This is a genomic window from Streptomyces sp. NPDC088762 (genome assembly GCF_044750905.1).
In the GTDB taxonomy this organism is placed as follows: Bacteria; Actinomycetota; Actinomycetes; order Streptomycetales; family Streptomycetaceae; genus Streptomyces.
Genome location: NZ_JBIVKT010000006.1, coordinates 184,241 through 204,573, shown reverse-complemented (window position 1 = coordinate 204,573; position 20,333 = coordinate 184,241). Strand labels below are relative to the sequence as shown.

The window sequence follows — 20,333 nt, the reverse complement described above, 5'->3', positions numbered from 1 at the left end:
GATTGCTCGCAGACCACCGCGGGTGGTCCGGGTCCTGGTCCGCACGGCCGCCGCGACGCGGACGGCGGAGCCCCCGGCCGGGGCGGGCCGGTGGTGCGGGGTTGCCGTATGCCGGGGGATCGCGGCGGTTCCCGGGGTTGCAGACAACCCCTGAGAGACCCCCACACCGCCCACGGCTAACCATCACGCCGACCACCAAGCGGTGCACGGTTCTCATCCGGGCGGTCCGCCTGCGCATGTCGCTGCTTGAGAAGCGGGGGAACCCCGGGGGCGCCTGACATCGCCCCATTGGCCGCCCCCCCGCGAGGCCCCCCACCAACCCCCAGCGCCGACCAGACAGCTGCAGCGTCAGCGGAATCTACCGCTGCGGAAGGCAGCTGCACCTGCCCACGCGCGTCGAACCAGGACGGCGGGTCGTGCGCAACCAGCTTCGGCGCCGTGCTGCTGCTCGGCTTGGCGTCATCGGCTGCCGGACCGCACCCGGCGACCAGACCAGCGGTCAACGAAGGGTGCCACGGCCGCGATCACTGCGTGGCCGTGGCCTCCTTCTTGCTGACCTCGTCGCCCCGCTCCGCTGATGCCAGCCGGGCAGGGTAATCGCACCCTATCTATCGTCAAACCCTGTCAGCGGCGCCGTCGTTAGGCACCCCCACCCCACCCGACACCGCCCCCCGGGCGGGCCGCTCGTCCGTCAGACGGGCTGGGTGGCGAAGACGAAGAGGCCGCCGGCGCTGCGGACAGCGGCGTACCCGTTCGTCGTGAACTGCGGCATCTCCTCGATCCCCGAGGTCAGCAGCTTCTTGTCGCGCGCGTCGAGCGCGGCTCCGGTGCCGTCCAGGTACGCGTAGAGGACACCGTTGCCGGGGAGAGCGCGCGGCGTGATGTTCACCTCGTCCGCGGCCTGGCGCCACAGTTCCTTGCCGGTCTCCGTGTTCCAGGCGACTGCGCCCTTGCCGTACTGCACCACCGCGGTCTTGCCGTCCGGGGAGATGGCGAGGCCGTCGTCATCGACGGTGCCGTTGGTGTCGATGCCCGGTCCCTCGGTGAGCCGGCGGCCGCTCTTGACATCGATCAGCGTCATGACCGCTTCGGAATCGCCGTACGACGACCACTCGAGGAGGGCCTTGTCGCCCTGATACGGCATCAGCCGCGCACTGGTCGCCTTGTCCGAGGTGACCAGCTTGGCGATGGCGGCCGGCGGCGCGAGGTCCTTGGTGTTCCACGCCTTCTTGCCCGTGCGGATGTCCGTTGCGGTCAGCCACTGGGCGGAGGGCTGGAAGGAGATGTCCTTCTGCGAGAAGTAGCCGAGACCGGAGCCGACCGCCCCCTTGAAATCCATGTGCGAGGCGTCGATGGTCAGGGTCTCCCCGTCACCGATCGGGATGAACTTGGTGCCGCTGGAGAGGCTGGTGTCCACGAGGTAGCCGTTCCTGACCGGGGTGGACATGTGGGTGTCCCCGTCGAAGGAGGAGCTCCCCAGTTTCTCGCCGGACGGCGCGTACATGGTCAGCACGGTCTGGGTCGAGGCCTTCTTCAGGCCGTCCGCCGGGGTATCGACGCGGTTGCGGATCAGCAGGGCCGGTGAACCGTCCCGCCACTCGCCCACCTGCACGAGGGCCACCGCCGGGGTGGACCCTCCGCTCTTCTCGGGGAGGGTGAAGTCGAACTTCTTGCGCAGCTTGCCTGTCTTGGCGTCGAGGAGCTGGGCACTGAAGGTGCTCGTGCCCGATTGCCCGTCGCGGTAGCCGGTGACGATGACGGCGTCCCCGACCGTGCACACGTCGCGCTGAGACGAGTCCTTCTCGGACGCCTTGCTCGCGCAGTTCCCCGCCTCATCACCCGTCAGACTCCAGGCCGGCTGCGCTGCCAGCCCGGGCACCGGCTTGCCCTGATAGACCGGGCCCTTCGGCGCCGCGGGCGCGGACTCTGCTGCCTTTCCGGCTTCTCCGCCGCCGGCCTTGGCACCGGCGTCCGCCCCTCCGGAGCACCCGGTTACGAGACCCGCGGACAGCACCAGACCGAGCGCCACCGACGTACGTATACGATTCAACTTCTTTGTCCGTCTTTCCTCTTGAATGATCGCGCCCGACGACCACCCTACTTCGATCATGATCCGCACCTGTCCGGTATGCCTGCGCACCCGATGCCGACCACTACGACCAGCTCGGAAGGTCCACATCTCGCCGTACCCGACCCCCCCCCGGTGCCGACGTGCTGGTGCTCTTCCTGCTAACGATGCCCCCTCCGGCACGCACACCGCAGGCGCGATGCCCGGGGCGGCCGGTCGGGGGGCCGATGCCCGTTGACTGAACCAGGACCCGTATTTCCGCAGGTCAGGATGGGGTCTGCTAGGTTCCCGGCATGCTCAAAGCGGGTGGTGCCGAGGCCCGACGGCACCGCGTGTCCGGGGCGCGCCAGCGGCTCGCACGAATGCTGAAGCACCTGCCCCGGGACGGGGCCCCGGATGGCCGAGTCGGGGCCGGGTTGCCGTGGGGCACATGGCGGGATTCGCGTCGCGTTCGGCGTGAGTCGGGCGCGGCGCGGTGCGCGGGGCCGCGGGCGGGTTGTAGGGATGGCGGTGTCCACCACCATGCCGATCCTCGGGTCGTGGCCGTTTGCCGACCTCGCTCCGCTCGGATCCCCGTAGCAGGGAGTCGCCATGCCGATGCTGCTGATCAAGGGCAAGTACCAGATCCTGGGGGGCCGGTCGGACGGGGACACCGTGCACTTCACCCCCGACACGCCCTCCGAGTGGAACCTCGTGCCGGGACCGCACAAGGTCAAACGCAACGGCGCCGGCCGGGCCAAGCTCCGGCTGGACGCCATCGACGCGCTGGAGACGCACTTCCAGCGCGGCGGCCCCGAGGTCAGCCAGCCGCTGAAGTTCGCGCACGCGGCCCGGGACGAGCTGCTGAAGTGGATCGGGTTCACCAGCGTCGAGCGGGACGACGACGAGAAGGTCATCGCCGCCACGCCGGAGAGCGTGCCCGGCTGGATCCTCACCGGCGGCGCGACCGCGGACAAACGCTGCATCGCACTGGCGGGCAAGGGCACCCCGCCGGGCGCCAGCGGAACCATGATCCGCGTGGACGTGCCACTGCTGCGGACGACTGTCAACCACCACATGATCGCCGCCGGTCTGGTCTACCCCACCTTCTACCGCAACCTGTTTGCCGACCTGCGGGACGAGTTGACCACCGCCTCCCAAGCGGCGCAAGCACCCGTGAAGAAGGGCCTGTGGGCCGAGGACGTCACCACCTCGGGTGCGACCGTTACCGGCATGGACTCCCTCACCCACCCCGAACACGGCGCCGTGATCCTGCCCAAGCTGTTCCGCCGGCTCGTGGAGTACCTCAACCTCGGCACTCCGGACCTGGCCGGCTTCCCTGCCTTCCTCGACGCGGCCGCGGACAAGTACTGGATCTTGTCCACCGGCCAGTCCCCGACTGGCCTCGACACGGTGGTCGACGTCAACGGCACCAAGGTGAAGATGACCCACCCGCCCGAGGACCTCGTCTTCGAAGAGGCGTGAGCAGGAGGAACCCCGACCATGACCGATGCCGACGACTTCCGCGCGCTGTCGGAACTCCTCACCGGCGAACAGGGCCTGGAGCCGACACTGGCCGAGGCCTACCGGACACGGCTTGCGGCCGCGTTCCCCGCCGACCTGCCGCACCTGCTCGACGCCTACCGGGCCGCCGCGACGGCGGCCGTCCCCGCCACCGCGCTGCACGCCACCCTCGACGGCGACCCGGCACTCGCCCGGGCCGCCCGGGAGACCATGGCGATCTGGTTCACGGCCCAGTTCACCCGCCCGAACGGCAGCCAGGACCCGCCCGACACCCCCGCGCACTACCGGGCCGGCCTGGTGTGGCAGGTCATCCGGGCCCACCCCCTCTCGGCCGCTCCCGTCCCGGGCGGCTACGGCTATTGGTCCCAGCACCCCTGACCGAGGCGAGGACACCGCAGATGGACCCCATGGACACGTCGTACGACGTGGTGATCGTCGGTGCCGGTGTGGCCGGGGCGCTGTGCGCCTGCCGGATCAAGTCGGCGAAACCGCAGGCCCGGATCCTGCTGATGGACGTGGGCGACAACGGTCTGGACGAGGGGGTGCGCGCCGCGTTCGTCGACGCCTACCAGGTCTCGGCAGGAAAGAACGTGCCCGCCCCCTACGCCTCACTGGACAACAACCGGCTCGGCTACGGCGCCTCCTCCGACGGCACGGGCGACCCCGTCGCCATGAACCGCTACTACGTGGAGAGTGGCCCCGACCTGTACAAGAGCGGCTACCAGCGCATGGTCGGCGGGAGCACCTGGGCCTGGCGCGGCAACGCCCCCCGCTTCCTGCCCAGCGACTTCCACCTCAAGACGCAGTACGGCGTCGCGGTGGACTGGCCCCTGACCTACGACCAGCTGGAGAACCACTACGCCGCGGCCGAGGTGGAGCTGGGCGTGTCCGGCAACGGCGACGATTGGGCGGGCCTGACCCCACGCTCCACGGAGTTCCCGATGCCCGGGATCGTCGCGAGCTACGGTGACGAGCTCGTACGGGCCGCCCTGACTGACATCGCGCCCATCGACGGCATCCCGGTGACGGTCCTGACCACTCCCCAAGCCCGCAACTCCCAGGATTACCAGGGCCGCAGTGCCTGCCAGGGCAACTCCAGCTGCATCCCCATCTGCCCCTCCGGAGCGAAGTACGACGCCTCCGTGCACGTCCTGCGCGCCCGCGACGAGCTCGGCATCGAGCTGCGCACCGGATGCACCGTCACCCGGCTCGCGCCAGGAGCCGACGGGGCGGCGCCCACGGTGGTCTTCCGTGACTGGACCACCGCGGACAAGGCCGAACAGCAGGTCAAGGGCGGCCACGTGGTGCTGGCGCTGAACGCGGTCGAGACCCCGAAGCTGTGGCTGATGTCGAACCTGGACAACCGCAGCGACCAGGTGGGCCGCAACCTCATGGACCACCTGGCCGAGGAGGTCGTCGGTCTCTTCGGCCGGCCCGTGTTCCCCTTCCGCGGCCCCCAGTCCATCCTCAGCGTCGAGACCTTCCGCGACGGCCCGTTCCGGAGCACCACCGGCGCGTTCCGCCTGACCATCGGCAACGACGGATGGGGCCGTACCGAGACCCCGGGCGCCGCGCTCGACAAGCTGATGTGGGACCCGCAGACCAAGCGGATCAAACTCATCGGCCAGGAGCTCCAGGAGGCGCTCGCCGAGCGGGTGACCCGCATGATGCGGATCGGCTACTCCACCGAACAGCTGCCCGACTCCGCCAACCGCGTCACGCTGTCGGACGAGCGGGATGCCCTGGACGTACCGCGCCCCAAGATCTCCTACCGGATCGACGACTACTCCAAGCGCGCCCTGGCCTACGGACACTCCGTCGCGCGCCGCATCTGGCAACACCTCGAGGACACCGCCGGCGCCCGAGAGGTGGACCCACTGCAGCCGCTGCTGAAGTTCAACGGCGCCGGCCACCCCATGGGCACCATGCGCATGGGGACCGATCGCAGCACCTCGGTGGTCGACGCCAACGGCCTCTCCCACGCCCACCCCAACCTGTGGGTCGTCGGCAGCGCGGTCTTCCCCACGGGCAGCACCGCCAACCCGACGCTCACCTGTGCGGCACTGAGCCTGCGCACCGCCGACGCGCTCGCCGCCGCGCTCTGAGAGCACCGGTGACCGTCACCTCCGCGCTGGTGATCGCCCGGCACGGCGAGGCCCGGTGCAACGTCGAAGGCCGCGTCGGCGGCCCGAAGACCTGCACCGGGCTCACCGACCTCGGGCGCCGCCAAGTCGCTCAGCTCGCCGCCCGACTGGCCGCCGAGCACCGCGCGACGCCGTTCGCCGCCGTGTACGCGGGCCCGCGCCTGCGACTGCGCGAGAGCGGCCAGATCCTGGCGGCGGCCCTCGACCTGCCGCTGGTCGAGGACCCCGGCCTGGACGGGCCCCGGCACGGCGAGGCCGACGGAATGGCCTGGCGGGAGGTGGAGGAGGCCTTCGGCGGCGCCCCGCACACGCACCCCGATCGGCCCTACGCCCCCGGCGCGGACAGCTGGAACGGATATCTCACCCGCGCCACCCGGTACCTCGCCGGCCTCCTCGAGCACGCCGAGGGCAAGCGCGTCCTGCTGGCCGCCCACGGCGAGACCATCCACGCCGCCTGCCACCACCTCCTCGGCATCCCCCTCGCGCAGGCGCCCTACATCGGCTTCGGTACCGACCACGCCTCCCTCACCCGCTTCCAACGCCAGCGGGACGCCTACGGCAACGCACGCTGGGTCCTGGCGGCGCTCAACGACACCACACACCTGCCCCCCTTGGGCCCGGCACCGGGTAGACCACATCGCTGATCGCCGCTGCAGCAGTTCCGAGAAGGTCACTTCTCTGAACTGACTCAACAGCCTGCACGCGACAGCCGCCCGGCACCCCCCTAAGGTGCGGTGCCGGCGGCCGGCGCTGGCTACGGGTGTCGGAGCAACCAGCTGCTGCAGGGGCGTTGGGGTCATCGCTGGTCGTCTTCGCCTGGGGCCGCGCCGCTTGAGGTGCCGCAGGGAACGCCACCGCAGGCCCGCCCCCGCTGCCCGCCCTTCGACGGCGGCCTGGGGCAGAACGCTGTTGTCCTCGGCGTGGCTCAGCCGTCCCCGGCCCCGGCCCCGGCGAGAGCGTGGGCGAGTTCGTCGTGGTTCCTTGGTGAGCGACCAAGCGGCTTCGAGCGCGAGGAATGTAGGAAGGGTGGACGGTGCGGTCCAGGCCGGCTCCCAGAAGCCTCTCGCGCCGGCTCAGGCTCCGGCCGGTCCCGTGTCGTTTCGCCGTGCGACCCCCGTCACGGAGGAGATCAGGCTGGACAGGGCGAAGGTCGCCACGAGGCTCGCCACCATGACCATGACCACGCCGATCAAGAAGAGGCCGCTGGCGTCGTCCGACCAGTCGTAGGCGACGGCGGCGGTCAGACCGGCCGTGGTGCCAAGCACGGCGTGCGCGACGTGGCCCCGGGACGCCGCCCAGTACACCGGCGCCAGCAGGGTCAGTACCAGCCCGATCACCTGCCATGCCTCGTAGGGGCCGCTCACTGAGCCGTCGGGGGCGACGTCGCGATGCTGGTCCCAGCCCAGCCAGGCGGTCCATGCCGCGGCGGCTATGAGAAACAGCAGGTAGGGAGCGAGTTTCAGTGATCTCTGGCGCATGGCCCCACTATCGCGACCGGCCCTGGTGCTGCGGCAGAGCGCACGTACTCACCTTCCTGTGAGTAGCCCGACGTCGGTCGCGGAGCCCGTGTCGGCGTACAACCTCGTCTGTTGCGTACGGAGGAGCGTCCCCGTCTACCGTTAAGAAGTGGCAGAGCGTCGGAGGACAATTCCTCTCTTCGAGCCGCCGTTTGACGACTTCTTCCCGGCACCGCACTCCGAGCTGGTCACGTCTGTACTGGCCCTGCGCGCACAATCTCCAGCTAGCTGGTGGGACGACGCGGCCTTCGCACGAGACTTTCTGGCTCGCTACGACCTTCTGCCCGATGTTCCCACCCGGCCGGCGGTCGGTCCCTTCCTGATTGGGCTGGTTCGACTCTTCGAAGCACCCGGCGGTTTCTTGTCGGCCGATGACGCGCTGGAGTGCCTGTCCAGCTGCTATGAGGCAATCCTGATATCCCAGTTGACCGGCCGAGCCACCCTTGAGGACGAAAAGCAAACCGGAAGTGCCAGCAGGCTATCGCGCTCGACTTCCGTGGGCTGAGTGCCCCACACGCCTCCCGGGCGCCACGGCGAGGGCTACCGGGCAGACTCGTAAACCACGGTTGTCGTCTGGCAGTCCTCGGCCTCGTCTACGGCCAGGTCCCAGCGGAGCTACGTGCCAACCCAGGTCGCGGCGTAGGTGCAGTGGTAGGAGCCGTCCGAGGGCAGCCACTCGGCCGGGTCCTTGTCGGCCTTGGAGTGGTTGGAGGCTGCGGAGACCGCGATCAGGCTGTCCGGGGACGCCTGGTCGTTTGCGTACGCCTCCCGTGCTGTCGATGATGGTCCGCAACCTCCTCGACGACGCTCTGCGCTACAACCCATCGTGGCGGAAACATCACCATCACACTCACCGGCCGGACATCGACGGTCACCAACACCGCCCCCCAAATTGGCGATGCCACCGCACCGTTGCTGTTCGAGCCTTTCCGCCGGGTTGGCCACCGTACCCACGCCCCCGGTGAAGGAGCCGGACTCGGCCCCGCCCTCGTGACCGCCGTCATGCAGGCCCACCACGCGACGGCTACGGCTCATGCCAAACCCGGCGGGGCCTGATTTGTCACCGTCCGCTTCACTGACCCGCCTCGGCGCGACACCTCCGGGTGGCCCATGGCGTGACCGACGCCGTGTCGGCTTCAGTGGTCTCGCAAGAGTGCCCCGGCCCCCTGGACGCGGTCGTTGAATCCGTGTTCGCGGAGGGCGTGCCAAAGGGTGGCCGCATTGATCGCGACGACCGGTTTGCCCAGCTCTGCTTCCAGCGTCTCGGCCTGGGAGACGAAGGAAAGGTTCGTGCCCACCTGGACGATGGCCTCGACGTCAGGACCGTCCAGCGCGGTTACCGTCTCGCGGATCCGAGCGGATCCCACTCGGGCGATGTCCGTGGCGGACGGACAGCGCAGGCCCACGACGGCGGTGACCTCAAAGCCGGCCTCGGTGAAGAAGCGGCCCACCTCGGGCGTCGTTTGATTCGCTGCCCGGGCAGGAGGCGCGGGGGAGGATTCCCCCCGCATGCAGCCAGTAGGGCTTGCCGCTGTGTTCAGTGAGTCGGGTGTGAGGGCTCAGATGGAGATTCGTATCCAGGTGTCGCCGCCGCGGAGCCAGAGGGCCCCGTCGCGGCCCTGGGTGCAGCGCATGCCCATCGGACCGGGCAGGCTCAGTCGCTCTTGTGCGGTGACGACCCAGGCGTCGTCGATGAGTTCGGCGTGGTTCAGTTCGACGCCGGGCCGGTTGCGGAAGCGGTGGGTGAGGATCATTCGGTTGCCCCGGACAGTGATGCCGTCGGTGTCCCTGACGGGGTTGATCCAGTTGCTCTCCTCTCCGGTAGCGGGGTCGACCCGGGTGAGGAAGGCCCCTTCGGGGCTGTACCACGCGTGCCAGGCCAGCGTTCCTTCTGTGGCTGCGGCGTTGCCGCCGAGAGGCAGCACGGGCAGGCGCTGCGGAGTCCACGTGTGGTCGCCGTCGGTGTTCCAGCGGGCGAGGCCGGCGCGGGATGCAGGGTGGTGGCCGTAGATGCCTTGGTCGCCGTGAGCGGTCCAAATGCCGCCGTTGCGGTCGGCGATGACGTAGTCGATGTCTTCGCCGAGACAGATGTGGTTCATCGGGTAGCCGCCAGGGGAGTACAGGACGGCGTTGGCGTCCCAGGATCCGTTCTTGCCCTGGCGGCTACGGCCCGACGTCAGCAGGAACCGGGACCATGTGAGGAAAACCAGATGACTGGTCGATTGGTTTATGCCAGTCACGGTTGTGCGGTGTTCTACCCCGTCTGTGACCACAACCAGCAGGCCGTCACACGGGGCCGATACGCGCCAGCCGATCCAGCCCTTGATGTACGGGGAACGGTGCAGGTTCCGTTCTTGGACCAGGATCACTGCGAGTTCGTTGTCCGGTCCGACACTCCACCACAGTGCTCGCCATCCAGCTAGGGCGTCCTCGTGGGAGAGGCTCCATACGGTGGGCAGTTCGCCGATGGTCATCGGTATTCACCTCAGGGACTCCGGCCCCGACGGCACCCGAAGAGCGCTACGTTACCGGGCGAGTCAGCAGTGCCTGACCGCGGGAGCCCGGCAAGGGAGGAACCGGCCCCAGCCACAGCCCGCCTTCGTCGCGATGTCGCCGCAGCAATGGCCGCAGATCCTGCCCCGTGGCCTTCCTCCGTCGCACAGTTCCCTCGGTTCAGTGGTGCAGCAGGTGTAGATCCGGGCGCATTGCCCAATCCGCCCGGACTCTCATCGCCGACCCGGTACCCCGGTACCGCTGCCACTCCTGCGCCCCGGCCGGTGATGAGCCACGCACCCACCCAAGAACCCGCACACATGCCCCAGCTCCTCGAGGCCTGCACACCGTAGACTGCTGCGGATCCCCCCGCTGGCGGGGCAGGCCGCCCGCCGAAAGCCCACTCCTCCCACAAGCGATCACTGGCCGCCCGCTACCTCGGCTATGTCGGCTACTTTGTCGACCGGGCCAGGCCTCATCAGCGGCGCCGTAGTCCACCACCACCCCCTCGACCCCGACCGCTGCACCCGCATCGCCGCCTACGGCGCACTCGTCCTCCTCGCCGCGACGGCCCTCAACGAGTTCCTCCTCACCCACGAGCGCCCGGGCCTTCCGCTGGCTCCTCGCTGCTGCTCTCGTTCGGCATCGGCATCTCTACACGCTCAATGTGCCGGATCTAACGGCGTTGGCAACCGACCTGCCGGCGGCCGTACTGCGCTGAGCCTGCTCCGGTCAGCTCGAAGGTTCACCGGCTGCGCCACCATTTCCCCGGAGCGCGTCCATGGCATCGGTGTCGCCGGCGTCGGCGGCACGCTGCCACCAGATGCGGGCTCCCTCGGCATCTCCCTGCTGATACAGCCGGACACCGAGGTTGTACATGGCGTCGGTGTCGCCGGTCGCGGCGGCACGCTGCCACCAGGCGTACGCCTCCTCGGTCTCCCCCTGCTCGTCCAGCAGGACGCCGAGGTTGGTCATGGCGTCGATCATGCCCGCGTCGGCGGCACGCTCATGCCACGTACGCGCTCCCTCCAAATCCTCCTGCTCATGCAACAGACGCCCGAGGTTGTACATGCCCCCGGGATCACCGGCGTCGGCGGCCTGCTGCAACCAAGTGCGGGCACCCTCTGCGTCGCCCTGCTCCTTCAGCAGGGCGCCAAGGTTGGACATGGCGCCGACATGGCCGGCTTCGGCGGCACGCTGCAACCACGCGCGGGCTCCCTCAAGATCCCCCTGCACCTTCAGCACGACGCCGAGGTTGGACATGGCGCCGACGTGGCCGGCTTCGGCCGCACGCGCGTACCACGTACGGGCTTCCCCGGTCTCCTGCTCCTCGAGCAGGAGAAAAGCGAGGCTGTCCATGGCGTCGGGGTCGCCGGCTTCGGCCGCACGGGCGTACCACGTACGGGCCTGCCCGGCGTCCCCCTGCTCCCGCAGCAGGACCCCGAGGTAGGACATGGCGACGGTGTGGCCGGCGTCGGCGGCCCGCTGCAGCCAGGTGCGGGCCCCCTCCACATCCTCCTGCTCCCGCAGCAGGACACCGAGGTTGTACATGCCCCCGGGATCACCGGCGTCGGCGGCACGCTGCAGCCAGGTGCGGGCCCCTCGCAGGTCGCCCTGCTCCGACAGCAGTAACCCGAGGCTGTTCATGGCGTCGGTGTCACCGGCTATGGCAAGACGCTCGTACAACGAACGGGCCTGCGCGTCCTGGAGCTGTTCCCGGTCCCTCTTCCGGCGCGCCCTTGGCCATCGCATGCCCTCGATCGTGTCGTGGGCCCGGTCCGATGGCGACAGCTCGGGCGGTGCACTGCTCCATGCGGGTGATACCGACGCCCCCCGTGCGGCCGGTTGCCCAAGGGCCGTGGCAGCGCGTGCCACAGGACTTTGAGCACGCGCACGGCCCGACCGGTCGCGATGTTGACGATGAAGAACTTGCCTTCGGGGATCCCAGACAAGGACCGAGTGTGGTCACTGTAAGCGTTCACGTGAACACGCATCGTACGTTTCACGTGCCATGCCCGCACCACGCTGACCTTCCACCGGGCCCAGTCCACCTCGAGGGCTGCGAGGGCGGCGAGCTGCTCCTGGGTGAGCTTGTCGCGCCGGCTCTTGGTGTCGGAGATCCATACCGCCCAGCTTCGCGACCACCGGCCCCGCCTCGCCCTCTCCTCGGCATGGCGCGGGGTGCCGGCCGGTGGGGCTTTCTCGCTCCGCCCATTGTGAGAGGGCGGTCAGGCCGCGCCAGAACGCTTGCTGGGACTTGCTCGGAACCTTTCTCGTAGGGCTGGCCGGCGGGGTGGGAGGCGGTATCTGGGCGGGCTGTACGCCCAGCCTTGACCGGCCCTGCCCAGCCCAGCCCAGCCCACAGGGCGAGCTGGGCCGGGTTGGGGGTGGTGCGAAACCCCGAGCTCGTCGAGCACCGGGTCGTTCTCCAGCGAACACGCCGCGACCATCAGGGCGCGGTGGCCTACCAGCCGCCACGCCTGGGCGGTCTGCGCGAGCAGGGCCAGGGTCGGGACGGTGACGAGGATCCGGCCGCCCGTGAAGCACTCTGTGAGTTGGTGGTGTGGTTGCGGGGCTTGGGCGTCATCTCGGCGTGACACGAGGAGCCATGCTCGACCACCGCCAGACGACCTTGGTCATCACTCAGCGTGCATACACCCCACACCCTGAGCTAGAGAGCCACCGGCGGACTCGGCTTGATCAACGGCGCCGGGCGCATGGACGTGACCAGCGAGGACGTGACGAGGTTCGGGCCGGGCCAGCCGCGGTTGCCGGGTGATCGGCAGCGCGGGGCCGCCATCCGGGGAGGTGATCGTCGGAGCGAGAGGCTGGCTGCAGGGTGTGATCTCGCCTCGTGGCCTCTCGGCTTCTTCAGGCAACTTCCGCGCCTGTCAAGTCCCGAGCTGTCGTGGCATGACCGGCGCGGCGTGCAGAGGGTTTCCTGGTGATTCAAGTTGTCCCGCTGAAAGGAAGAATTCCCATGACTCGCACCTCTCGGAAGCAGCGTCTTTCTCTGCTTGCCCTGTCGGGCGTCCTGGTCGGGGGCGGCGTACTGCTGCCCACCAGTGCCTTCGCCGCTCCCACGATGCCTCACGCCAAGCAGGCCCCTTCAACATCGGTCAATTATGCCGATCAAGCCAAGGGGAATCATGGCGGTGATCATGACAAGAAGAAGGGCAAGAAGGGGCGTAAGGGGCCTCGGGACGTGGAGAACATGCCGGGCTGCAAGTTCTTCAAGGGGAAGGTCTACTGCGAACACAAGCCGCCAGCCCCGAACCCGAACCCGAACCCGAACCCGAACCCGGCTCCGGTCCCGCCGCCCGGCGGCCCGGCTCCCGTCCCGCCGCCGCCTGGGATCCCCCCGGGTCCGATCAAGCCGCCGCCGGGCTGTGTCCCTCCCGGCCCCTGCCTCCCGGTCTGACGAAGGCACAGGCACTGACAAACAGCAGCGGGCCCGGCCACCCATGGGTGGCCGGGCCCGCTGAGGGAGAGCCTGGTTACCGGTTGTAAATGCCATCCAGAGCCGGTGCCCGCCAGGGGAGACCGTCGGTGTCAGGAGCTGGTCAGAGGACGCGGCGACTGCCGCAGGCCAGGAAGAATGGTGTATGGAGCGCACAGTACGGGATGGGAGCGCTGACACCGCTGCTGGGTGTCTGGAGTGTCAGTGGCTGCTGAGAACATCGAGTCATGACTGACCGCACTGCTTCGATAGCTGCCTACTGGGATGACGCCGCAGCGGCCTTCGACGACGAGCCCGACCACGGGCTGAAGGCTGACGACACACGCGCTGCGTGGGCCCGGCTCCTGCAGTCCTTGATGCCAACCGATCCAGTCGACGTTCTCGACATCGGCTGTGGCACCGGGTCGGTGTCCTTGCTGTTGGCCGAGGCCGGGCACCGGCCGACGGGGGTCGACCTGGCGCCGCGCATGGTTGAGCAGGCGCGCACGAAGTTCGAGACCGCCGGCCTTGCCGGCCGTTTTCTGGTCGGTGACGCCATGATGCCCCCGACCGGGGAACAGCAGTTCGATGTCGTGTTGTCGCGGCATCTGGTGTGGACGCTGCCTGATCCGGAGGCCGCTTTGCGCGAGTGGGTGACACGCTTGCGGCCGGGCGGCCGGCTGGTACTGGTCGAGGGGCGTTGGCGTGAGGCAGGCCAGAGGGGCGTCCCGTATGTGGCTGGCGCTGAATCGCTGCCGTGGAACGGCGGAATCAGCGCCGAAGACCTTGCCGCGGCCGTGCGCCCTCTTGTTGCCGCTGTGCGCATTGAGCCGCTCAGCAGCGACCCTGATTTGTGGGGTGGTCCGGTGGACGATGAACGGTATGCCCTGATCGCCGAGGTGTGATGGGCTGAGGAGGTCAGCCCTCGGCGGCTTCATGTTCGTCGGCGCGGGGCGCGGGGCGCGGGACGCGGGTGGTGGCGAGGCGATAGGAGTTGGTGCCGGTCTCGATGACGTTGCTGCAGCCAGAGAACGACTCGTTCGAGGCAATCGCCATGCTGTTCATTTCCTCCCGCTCGGTCAAAACCTGGAAGAGGAGTTCGGCGCCGCGACGGTCGAGTTCCGTGGAGCCGAGCTCGTTGATGCACAAAAGATCAACGCGCCCGCAGCGCCTGGGCAGGCGGCGGCCCGTCGAGCCGGCCGAGCCCGCGCACCGGCAGCAGGCGGCTGCCGTCCGCGGTCCGTTCCGGACCCGGTAGGTGACGTACGGGCGGAGCCGGACGAACTCGGCCCGGGCCCGCGGCCGGACCGCGCCGACGCCGTACTGGTGGGCGGCCCGCTGGGCGGCCTGCTGCCTGTGTCACGGTGGGTCAGCGTCTTCCAGCCCGGACGGGGCCGACGGGGGCCTGCTCCGGCAGGGCCGTCGGCACGGTCCGACGGCCGTGGTACGGCTCGTCACGCGCCGCCGGGAGCCAGGGAAGCGTTCCAGAAAGCGGCGTAGCGGCCGCCGAGGTGCAGCAGTTCGTCGTGGCTGCCTTCCTCCACGATCTGGCCGCCGTCCAGGAAGACGACGCGATCGGCCCGCTGGACGGTCCGCATCCGGTGCGCGACCATCACCACCGTCCGGCCGGCCATCAGGCGTTCGATGCCCTCGTGGACGGCTGCCTCGTTCACCGGGTCCAGCGCCGAGGTCACCTCGTCCAGCAGCACGACGGGCGCGTCCTTCAGCAGTGCTCGCGCGATCGAGACGCGCTGGCGCTCACCGCCCGAGAGCAGCGCGCCGCCCTCGCCGACATGCGTGGACCATCCACCGGGCAGTCGCTCGATCACCTCGTCCAACCGCGCCGCGGCCGCTGCCGCCCGTACCTCGGCGTCGTTCGCGTCCGGGCGGCCCAGACGCACGTTCTCCTCGATCGTGCCGTCGAAGAGATAAACGTCCTGGAAGACGATGGCGAACTGCGCCATCAACGCCTGTGGGTCGACCGCACGTACGTCCACACCCCCCAAACGCACGGCCCCCGCGTCCACGTCGTAGAACCTCGCGAGCAGTTGCAGGAACGTGCTCTTGCCGGAACCCGAGGGTCCGACCACGGCCAGCCGTTGTCCCTGCGGCAACGACAACGACAGGTCCTCGATCACCGTCCGGTCGCCGCGCCGGAAGGAGACGGACTCGAACTCCACGTCGTGGCGGACCGGCTGGACCGGTTCCGCAGCTTCCGGCAGTGGTTCGGTACGCAACACCGCGTCGAGCCTCGCGAGCTCGTAACGCGCGCCGCGCATCTGGCCGCCGAGGTCCGCCAGGGACAGCAACGGATCCGCGCAGCGGGCGGCCAGCACCAGGATCGACAGGACCTCCGCCGCACCGATGTCCCCGCCGAGCGCGAGGTAGGCGCCCAGGGCCAGCACGACGGTGAACGCCATCTGTACCGTGAGCGTCAACCCCACCACGCCGGGCAGCGCCGACAGCGCGGAGCGCCGGGACGCGCGCTCGACGTCCCGCAGCGAGTCGTCGAGCAGCTTGAAGCGTTCGACGGTCCGGCCTCCGGCGCGCAGTACGGGCTGGGCTTGGAGGTACTCGATGACCCGCCCGGTGGCCTCGTGGTCGCGTGCGTGCCGCTCAGCGTCGGCGGCGGCCATCGAGCGGCCGGTCCGGATCTGGATCACCGCCACGATCGGTACGGCGGCCGCCGCGGCCAGACCGATCTGCCAGTTGAAGGCCAGCATCACCACGACGATCGTCAGGGGAGTCACGCAGGCGGAGATGAACGGGCCCAGCAGGTGCGCGATCGCGCTCATCGCCTGGAGGACGCCGCGGCTGGCCAGGACGGACACCTCTCCGAGGCGGCCCGCGTCGTACCAGCCGAGGGGCAGTCGTGCCAGATGATCGCCGAGACGGTGGTACGTGCCGCGCAACAGCGTGGTCCCGGCATGGAAACCGGACCGGTCGCTGACGTAACGCAGTACCGCGTAGCCCGCGACCGCGGTCCCGAACGCGATCAGCCAGAGCCGGGCGTCTTCGGGCGTGCTTCCGAAAAGGGCCCGCAGCACGGGAACCAGCAGGGCGTAGGACAGGCCCTCGACCACCGCGGTCGCCGTCATCAGGGCCACGGTGCGACGCACCGGCGGGGCGTATTCGCGGCCCAGCACGCGCAGCAGCATTCGGATCATCGGGGCCCGCCTCCTTGAGGTACGTCATCCGGCGTCGCGACCTGGTCGGCCGGCGTCGTCCGCCGCGATTGCCAGAACGCGGCGAACTTTCCGGGGCGCGCCAGCAGTTCGGCCGGTCTGCCTTGTTCGACGATCAGTCCTTCGTCCAGCATCACGACGGTGTCGGCGTCGGCGATCGTCTCCAGGCGATGGGCGATGACCAGGACCGTCCGGTCACCCCCCAGCGTCGCCAGTGCCCGGCGTACCGCCTGTTCGGTCTGCGGGTCCGCGAAGGCGGTCGCCTCGTCGAGCACGAGGACGGGCGCGTCGGCGAGCAGTGCGCGTGCGAGCGCGATCCGCTGTGCCTCGCCACCCGACAGACCGGCGTCCTCACCGACCACCGACCGGTATCCGTGGGGGAGTTCGAGGATCCGGTCGTGGATGTTCGCCAGCCGGGCGGCGCGCACCACGTCGTCGAGGTCGGCGTGCGGTACCGCCAGGGCGATGTTGTCCGCGACCGATGCACGCAGCAGGCGGACGTCCTGGAAGACGAAGGAGACCGTCCGGTAGAGCTCCCGGCTGCCGAGCTCGCGCAGATCCACACCGCCCAGGGTCACCGAGCCGTGGGTCGGGTCGAAGAACCGCGGCAACAGCTGCACCAGCGTGGACTTCCCGCTTCCCGACGGCCCCACGATCGCGGTTCTCGTCCCCGGTTCGAGCACCAGGTCGACGCCGCGCAGGACCTCGCGATCGGCGTCGTAGCCGAACCGGACGCCACGCAGTTCCACCCGGTGACCCCGCGGTGCCACCGGGTGCGCGGGCTCGGGCAGCGGCCGCACCGCGAGCACCTCCCGGATCCGGCCGACGGCGCGGCGGGCGGCCTGCATGTCGTCGAACCCGTGGCCGAGGGCCGCCACCGGAGCGGTCAGTCCCAGTCCGAGGAGCAGGAAGGGCAGCAGGTCGGCCGGAGCCATGCCACCGGTGGTGATCAGAGCCGTACCGCCGATCAGGACGACCGACAGTACGAACGGCGGCGACAGCGCCACCTGCATGCCGGCGGCGACGCCGGCGAGCCCGCGCACCATCCCGAGGAAGCTGCCGACGAAATCGTCCACGGCCGTGCGGAACCGACGGTGGGCGCGCCCCGACGCGCCGAACGCTTTGACCACCGCGATGCCCTGGACGAACTCGACGACGGAACTCGAGATCCGTCCCATGGCCGCGTCGAACTCCTCCTGCTCGCGCAGCCGGGCCGGGGTCATCATCAGGGGGACCAGCGCCACCGCCAGCACGACCGGTATCAGCGTGATCAGTGTGAGCCGCCAGTCGATGGTGAACAGGTAGACCAGCGACGCCAGAGGAACCACGAAGGCGGAAACCAGCTCCCCGGGGGCGTGGGCGATGAACGGGTGCACGGCGCTCACGTCGTCCCCCACCACCTTGGCCAGCTCACCGGTCCGGCGCCGGGAGAACCAGCCGATCGGTACCCGCCCGAGCCGCGCGGCCAGTCGCCGGCGGAGCGTCAGCTGCACCCGGCCGTCCACGACGTGTCCAAGTCCTGACGAGGCGGCCGTGAACAGAAGCCGGAGGAGCAGGCCCCCGGCACCCTCGATCACGACGATCCGGACATGGCCGTCGTCTACCGGGCCGGGTGCCAAGAGGGTGCGCCCCAGCTCGACGACGGCCAGCAGCGGCATCAGACCGGCGAGGGCACCTATGACCTGCAGCGTCACCACGGCGGCGAAACTCGCGTAATGGGGGCGCAGCAGCCCCGTCGTGCTCTCTTCCGCCGCGGGATCGGCAGCGGGCGGTGGTGCGGCCCGCTCCCTGGCCTCGGTGAGGTCGGTGGTGGTCATGCTGCTCCTGTCTTCGTCGATTCCGCCGCGACCGGGCCCGGAACCGGGCCGGCGGTCATGGGGATGCGGGATGCGTGGGGGAGTGGCGGTGGCCACATGCGTGATCAAGGACGCCCGGACGGGCGTCAGGATCGGGTGCCAGTCCGCGTCGCGTCGCTGTCCGACCTGTCTGATTTCGGCCGGCTGGGCCGGAACGGTTCGGCGAGCTGGGCGAGGTAGGAGGCCGGGTAGTCGGGCTTGGCGGCCATGCCTAGGTCTTCGGAGGTGAACCGCCGGTCCGGGTCGTAGGTGTAGGTGCGCATGGCGTGGTCCCAAACGAGGGTGAACAGGCCGAAGTTGACGTCTCCGATGCCGGCCCATTTCAGGTGGTGGAACCGGTGGCCCTGGTTGAGGGCGAGGAGCTTGTTGAGCGGGCCGGTGCGGTAATCGGCGTTGGAGTGCTGGAGCAGTAGCTGGACGGCGACGGCGAAGGCGAGGACGGAGGCGACGTCGAGGGGCATGCCGAGCAGCAGCAGCGGGGTGACGCCCCCGAGGGTCTCGAGGCTCTGATGGAGGGGGTGCTTCATCAGACCGTTGAAGCCGTAGAAGCGCGTGACGCTGTGGTGGACGGCATGCAGCCGCCACAGCCAGCCGACGTGGTGGCTGGCGCGGTGTACGAGGGTGATGCCGAGGTCGGCGACGGCGACGGCGAGCAGCACCTGGCACCACAGCGGCCAGCTGTCCGGCCACACCCCCCGGGCCGGTGCGAGCGCGGCGGCCGCGGGTACGACGGCGAGTCCGGCAAGGGTGAACAGCTCGTTGACGAACGCGTGGACGGTGTCACGGCGGCCGTCCCCGCGCGGGGTGTTCCACGCGGGCAGGTACGGGAGCACGCGTTCGGCGGCGAACGAGCAGCCCACCGCGAACGCCAGGAGCACGAGCAGCCACGGCTTCGGGGCTCCGGCGCCGACCAGCCAGATGGCGGCACCGTTGACGCCGAGCAGCATGAAGGGCACGTACGCGTACCGGACCAGGAATTCAGCGGGGGCGACAGGGGGCGCCGCGGCGGTCTTTGTAGGCATACCGGCAGCCTCGCGGCCGCGGTGCCCGGCGGGCTTGAACGGATCCGCTACCGGCCCCGCCGCGTTTCAGGGCCGCCGGCCGTCGGCGTCCAGTGGGCGGCGGCCAGGGCCTGGGAGGGGGTGATGCCGAACATGGCCTTGCACACGCGGGTCAGGTGGGCGCTGTCCGAGAACCCGGCGGCGTGCGCGGCCTCGGTGGCGTTCGCCCCACCGCGCACCGAGACGATCGCGGCCTGCAGCCGCGCCCACCGCACCGCTGCCGGGAACGACCAGCCCAACTGCTCGGCGAACAGGTGCCCCAACCGGCTCGCCGACACCCCGGCCCGAGCGGCGACCTCGCCCACCCGCACCGGTCCGTCCGCCACCGCGCCCGGCAGCGCCGCCAGCGCCGCTGCGAGGGCCGGGTGCCGGGGCTGCCCGGGGTCAGCGGCGCCGAGCCTGTCCAGCGCCCGCAGCACGCCTGCCGCCGACACGGCGACGGACGGGGACTCGGCCTCGGCGAACACGGACGCCGCGGCGGCCCAGCCGGCCACCCCACCACGGGCCGCGGTGTCGTGCAGGGCGCGTCCGGCTGTGGTGTCCGCGTCGAGGTAGACCATCACCCCCATCGGCGGCGGCCCCGGTGCCGGACGGACGCGATGCGTGTGCCCGGCGGGGATGACGGCGGCTCGTACGGGCAGTTCGTCCCGCCCGTCGCTCAGCAGCACTCTGCCGGACCCGCACGCCAGTACTTGTACGGCGGCGTGCGCGTGCTCCCGGGCCTTGCCGATCACCCCGGCCACGACCAGACGGCCCGGCGCCGCATCGACCTCGACCCGCCACGCGTCGGCACCGCCCCCGGACGACGCCGCGGACCTCAGGATGCCCGCGCTCAAGGCTGCCGCGCCGACGTGCACACCGGCGGCGCCACCCGGCCGGCCGTGACGGGCTTCGGCGCGGTCGCCGGAACCCCGACCGACCGCAGAACCCGGGCGGGTACCCGTGCGCCACCACCTGCGGCGGCGCGCGCACGGCGGGCCGCGGGCTCACGGAGCGCACGCGGGACGCCGTCGCCCCCGCCGATCCGCGGGCGCCGAACGGGGCCCGACGCCCCCGCCGCCCTGACG

The 20,333-nt window shown here is 70.2% G+C and carries 15 protein-coding genes and 3 pseudogenes; 7 read left to right on the top strand and 11 right to left on the bottom strand.

Annotated elements, in window-relative coordinates; genetic code table 11:
* Positions 1-691: 691 nt before the first annotated feature.
* Positions 692-2,050: a PQQ-binding-like beta-propeller repeat protein gene (locus ACIP5M_RS17145; RefSeq protein WP_401197651.1), complete on the bottom strand. Its 1,359-nt coding sequence runs from the start codon at positions 2,048-2,050 to the stop codon at positions 692-694.
* 609 nt (positions 2,051-2,659) lie between these two features.
* Between ACIP5M_RS17145 and ACIP5M_RS17140 the strand changes: the two genes are divergently transcribed.
* The 4 genes from ACIP5M_RS17140 to ACIP5M_RS17125 are packed head-to-tail and all read left to right on the top strand — an operon-like array spanning position 2,660 to position 6,359.
* Entirely contained in the window at positions 2,660-3,532 is an 873-nt protein-coding gene (locus ACIP5M_RS17140; RefSeq protein ID WP_401197648.1) for a nuclease, read from the top strand.
* 18 nt (positions 3,533-3,550) lie between these two features.
* Positions 3,551-3,949, top strand: coding sequence for a sugar dehydrogenase complex small subunit (locus ACIP5M_RS17135; RefSeq protein WP_401197645.1), 399 nt, complete (start codon positions 3,551-3,553; stop codon positions 3,947-3,949).
* A 20-nt stretch (positions 3,950-3,969) separates the two neighbouring features.
* Complete coding sequence (locus tag ACIP5M_RS17130) at positions 3,970-5,676, top strand: GMC family oxidoreductase (RefSeq protein WP_401197642.1); 1,707 nt, start codon at positions 3,970-3,972, stop codon at positions 5,674-5,676.
* An 8-nt stretch (positions 5,677-5,684) separates the two neighbouring features.
* Positions 5,685-6,359, top strand: coding sequence for a histidine phosphatase family protein (locus ACIP5M_RS17125; RefSeq protein WP_401197639.1), 675 nt, complete (start codon positions 5,685-5,687; stop codon positions 6,357-6,359).
* A 429-nt stretch (positions 6,360-6,788) separates the two neighbouring features.
* On the opposite strand, the gene ACIP5M_RS17120 is transcribed toward ACIP5M_RS17125, so the two are convergent.
* Positions 6,789-7,193 (bottom strand): hypothetical protein, encoded by a 405-nt coding sequence (locus tag ACIP5M_RS17120; RefSeq protein ID WP_401197636.1) that lies wholly within the window; start codon positions 7,191-7,193, stop codon positions 6,789-6,791.
* Positions 7,194-7,341: 148 nt separating this feature from the next.
* Here ACIP5M_RS17120 and ACIP5M_RS17115 point away from each other — a divergent pair, with 148 nt between their 5' ends.
* Both ACIP5M_RS17115 and ACIP5M_RS17110 read left to right on the top strand, forming a co-directional pair.
* Positions 7,342-7,737, top strand: a complete 396-nt coding sequence (locus tag ACIP5M_RS17115; protein ID WP_401197633.1) for a hypothetical protein — start codon at positions 7,342-7,344, stop codon at positions 7,735-7,737.
* A gap of 329 nt (positions 7,738-8,066) precedes the next feature.
* Positions 8,067-8,288, top strand: a pseudogene (locus ACIP5M_RS17110) (ATP-binding protein); the annotation flags it as partial.
* Between the two features lie 80 nt (positions 8,289-8,368).
* Here the strand turns inward: ACIP5M_RS17110 and ACIP5M_RS17105 are convergent.
* From ACIP5M_RS17105 to ACIP5M_RS17090, 4 genes and pseudogenes are all read right to left on the bottom strand, one after another.
* Positions 8,369-8,683, bottom strand: a complete 315-nt coding sequence (locus tag ACIP5M_RS17105; RefSeq protein ID WP_401197630.1) for a hypothetical protein — start codon at positions 8,681-8,683, stop codon at positions 8,369-8,371.
* Positions 8,684-8,791: 108 nt separating this feature from the next.
* The gene (locus tag ACIP5M_RS17100) at positions 8,792-9,706 is read right to left on the bottom strand and encodes a hypothetical protein (RefSeq protein ID WP_401197628.1); all 915 of its coding nucleotides are present in this window, start codon (positions 9,704-9,706) and stop codon (positions 8,792-8,794) included.
* Between the two features lie 751 nt (positions 9,707-10,457).
* Complete coding sequence (locus tag ACIP5M_RS17095) at positions 10,458-11,477, bottom strand: tetratricopeptide repeat protein (RefSeq protein WP_401197625.1); 1,020 nt, start codon at positions 11,475-11,477, stop codon at positions 10,458-10,460.
* A 595-nt stretch (positions 11,478-12,072) separates the two neighbouring features.
* Positions 12,073-12,274 (bottom strand): annotated as a pseudogene (locus ACIP5M_RS17090) (hypothetical protein); the annotation flags it as partial.
* Between the two features lie 1,138 nt (positions 12,275-13,412).
* On the opposite strand from ACIP5M_RS17090, the gene ACIP5M_RS17085 reads away from it, so the two are divergent.
* Positions 13,413-14,069, top strand: coding sequence for a class I SAM-dependent methyltransferase (locus ACIP5M_RS17085; RefSeq protein WP_401197622.1), 657 nt, complete (start codon positions 13,413-13,415; stop codon positions 14,067-14,069).
* A gap of 13 nt (positions 14,070-14,082) precedes the next feature.
* Here the strand turns inward: ACIP5M_RS17085 and ACIP5M_RS17080 are convergent.
* The 5 genes and pseudogenes from ACIP5M_RS17080 to ACIP5M_RS17060 form a co-directional block, all read right to left on the bottom strand.
* Positions 14,083-14,361, bottom strand: a pseudogene (locus ACIP5M_RS17080) (ATP-binding protein); the annotation flags it as partial.
* Positions 14,362-14,618: 257 nt separating this feature from the next.
* Positions 14,619-16,331 (bottom strand): ABC transporter ATP-binding protein, encoded by a 1,713-nt coding sequence (locus ACIP5M_RS17075; protein ID WP_401197619.1) that lies wholly within the window; start codon positions 16,329-16,331, stop codon positions 14,619-14,621.
* A complete protein-coding gene (locus tag ACIP5M_RS17070) occupies positions 16,328-18,166 on the bottom strand; it encodes an ABC transporter ATP-binding protein (protein WP_401197616.1) in 1,839 nt (612 codons plus the stop codon). Before ACIP5M_RS17070 ends, ACIP5M_RS17075 begins: the two co-directional genes overlap by 4 nt.
* A 125-nt stretch (positions 18,167-18,291) precedes the next feature.
* Entirely contained in the window at positions 18,292-19,227 is a 936-nt protein-coding gene (locus ACIP5M_RS17065; protein WP_401197613.1) for a sterol desaturase family protein, read from the bottom strand.
* 47 nt (positions 19,228-19,274) lie between these two features.
* Positions 19,275-20,102 (bottom strand): helix-turn-helix domain-containing protein, encoded by an 828-nt coding sequence (locus tag ACIP5M_RS17060; RefSeq protein WP_401197610.1) that lies wholly within the window; start codon positions 20,100-20,102, stop codon positions 19,275-19,277.
* Positions 20,103-20,333 lie beyond the last annotated feature (231 nt).

Excerpts from the sequence above, each read along its gene's own strand:
- ACIP5M_RS17140 (WP_401197648.1), top strand. The coding sequence starts at position 2,660 with ATGCCGATGCTGCTGATCAAGGGCAAGTACCAGATCCTGGGGGGCCGG.
- ACIP5M_RS17120 (WP_401197636.1), bottom strand. The coding sequence starts at position 7,193 with ATGCGCCAGAGATCACTGAAACTCGCTCCCTACCTGCTGTTTCTCATA.
- ACIP5M_RS17075 (WP_401197619.1), bottom strand. The coding sequence starts at position 16,331 with ATGATCCGAATGCTGCTGCGCGTGCTGGGCCGCGAATACGCCCCGCCG.
- ACIP5M_RS17135 (WP_401197645.1), top strand. The coding sequence starts at position 3,551 with ATGACCGATGCCGACGACTTCCGCGCGCTGTCGGAACTCCTCACCGGC.
- ACIP5M_RS17095 (WP_401197625.1), bottom strand. The coding sequence starts at position 11,477 with ATGCGATGGCCAAGGGCGCGCCGGAAGAGGGACCGGGAACAGCTCCAG.
- ACIP5M_RS17065 (WP_401197613.1), bottom strand. The coding sequence starts at position 19,227 with ATGCCTACAAAGACCGCCGCGGCGCCCCCTGTCGCCCCCGCTGAATTC.
- ACIP5M_RS17100 (WP_401197628.1), bottom strand. The coding sequence starts at position 9,706 with ATGACCATCGGCGAACTGCCCACCGTATGGAGCCTCTCCCACGAGGAC.
- ACIP5M_RS17085 (WP_401197622.1), top strand. The coding sequence starts at position 13,413 with ATGACTGACCGCACTGCTTCGATAGCTGCCTACTGGGATGACGCCGCA.
- ACIP5M_RS17130 (WP_401197642.1), top strand. The coding sequence starts at position 3,970 with ATGGACCCCATGGACACGTCGTACGACGTGGTGATCGTCGGTGCCGGT.
- ACIP5M_RS17070 (WP_401197616.1), bottom strand. The coding sequence starts at position 18,166 with ATGACCACCACCGACCTCACCGAGGCCAGGGAGCGGGCCGCACCACCG.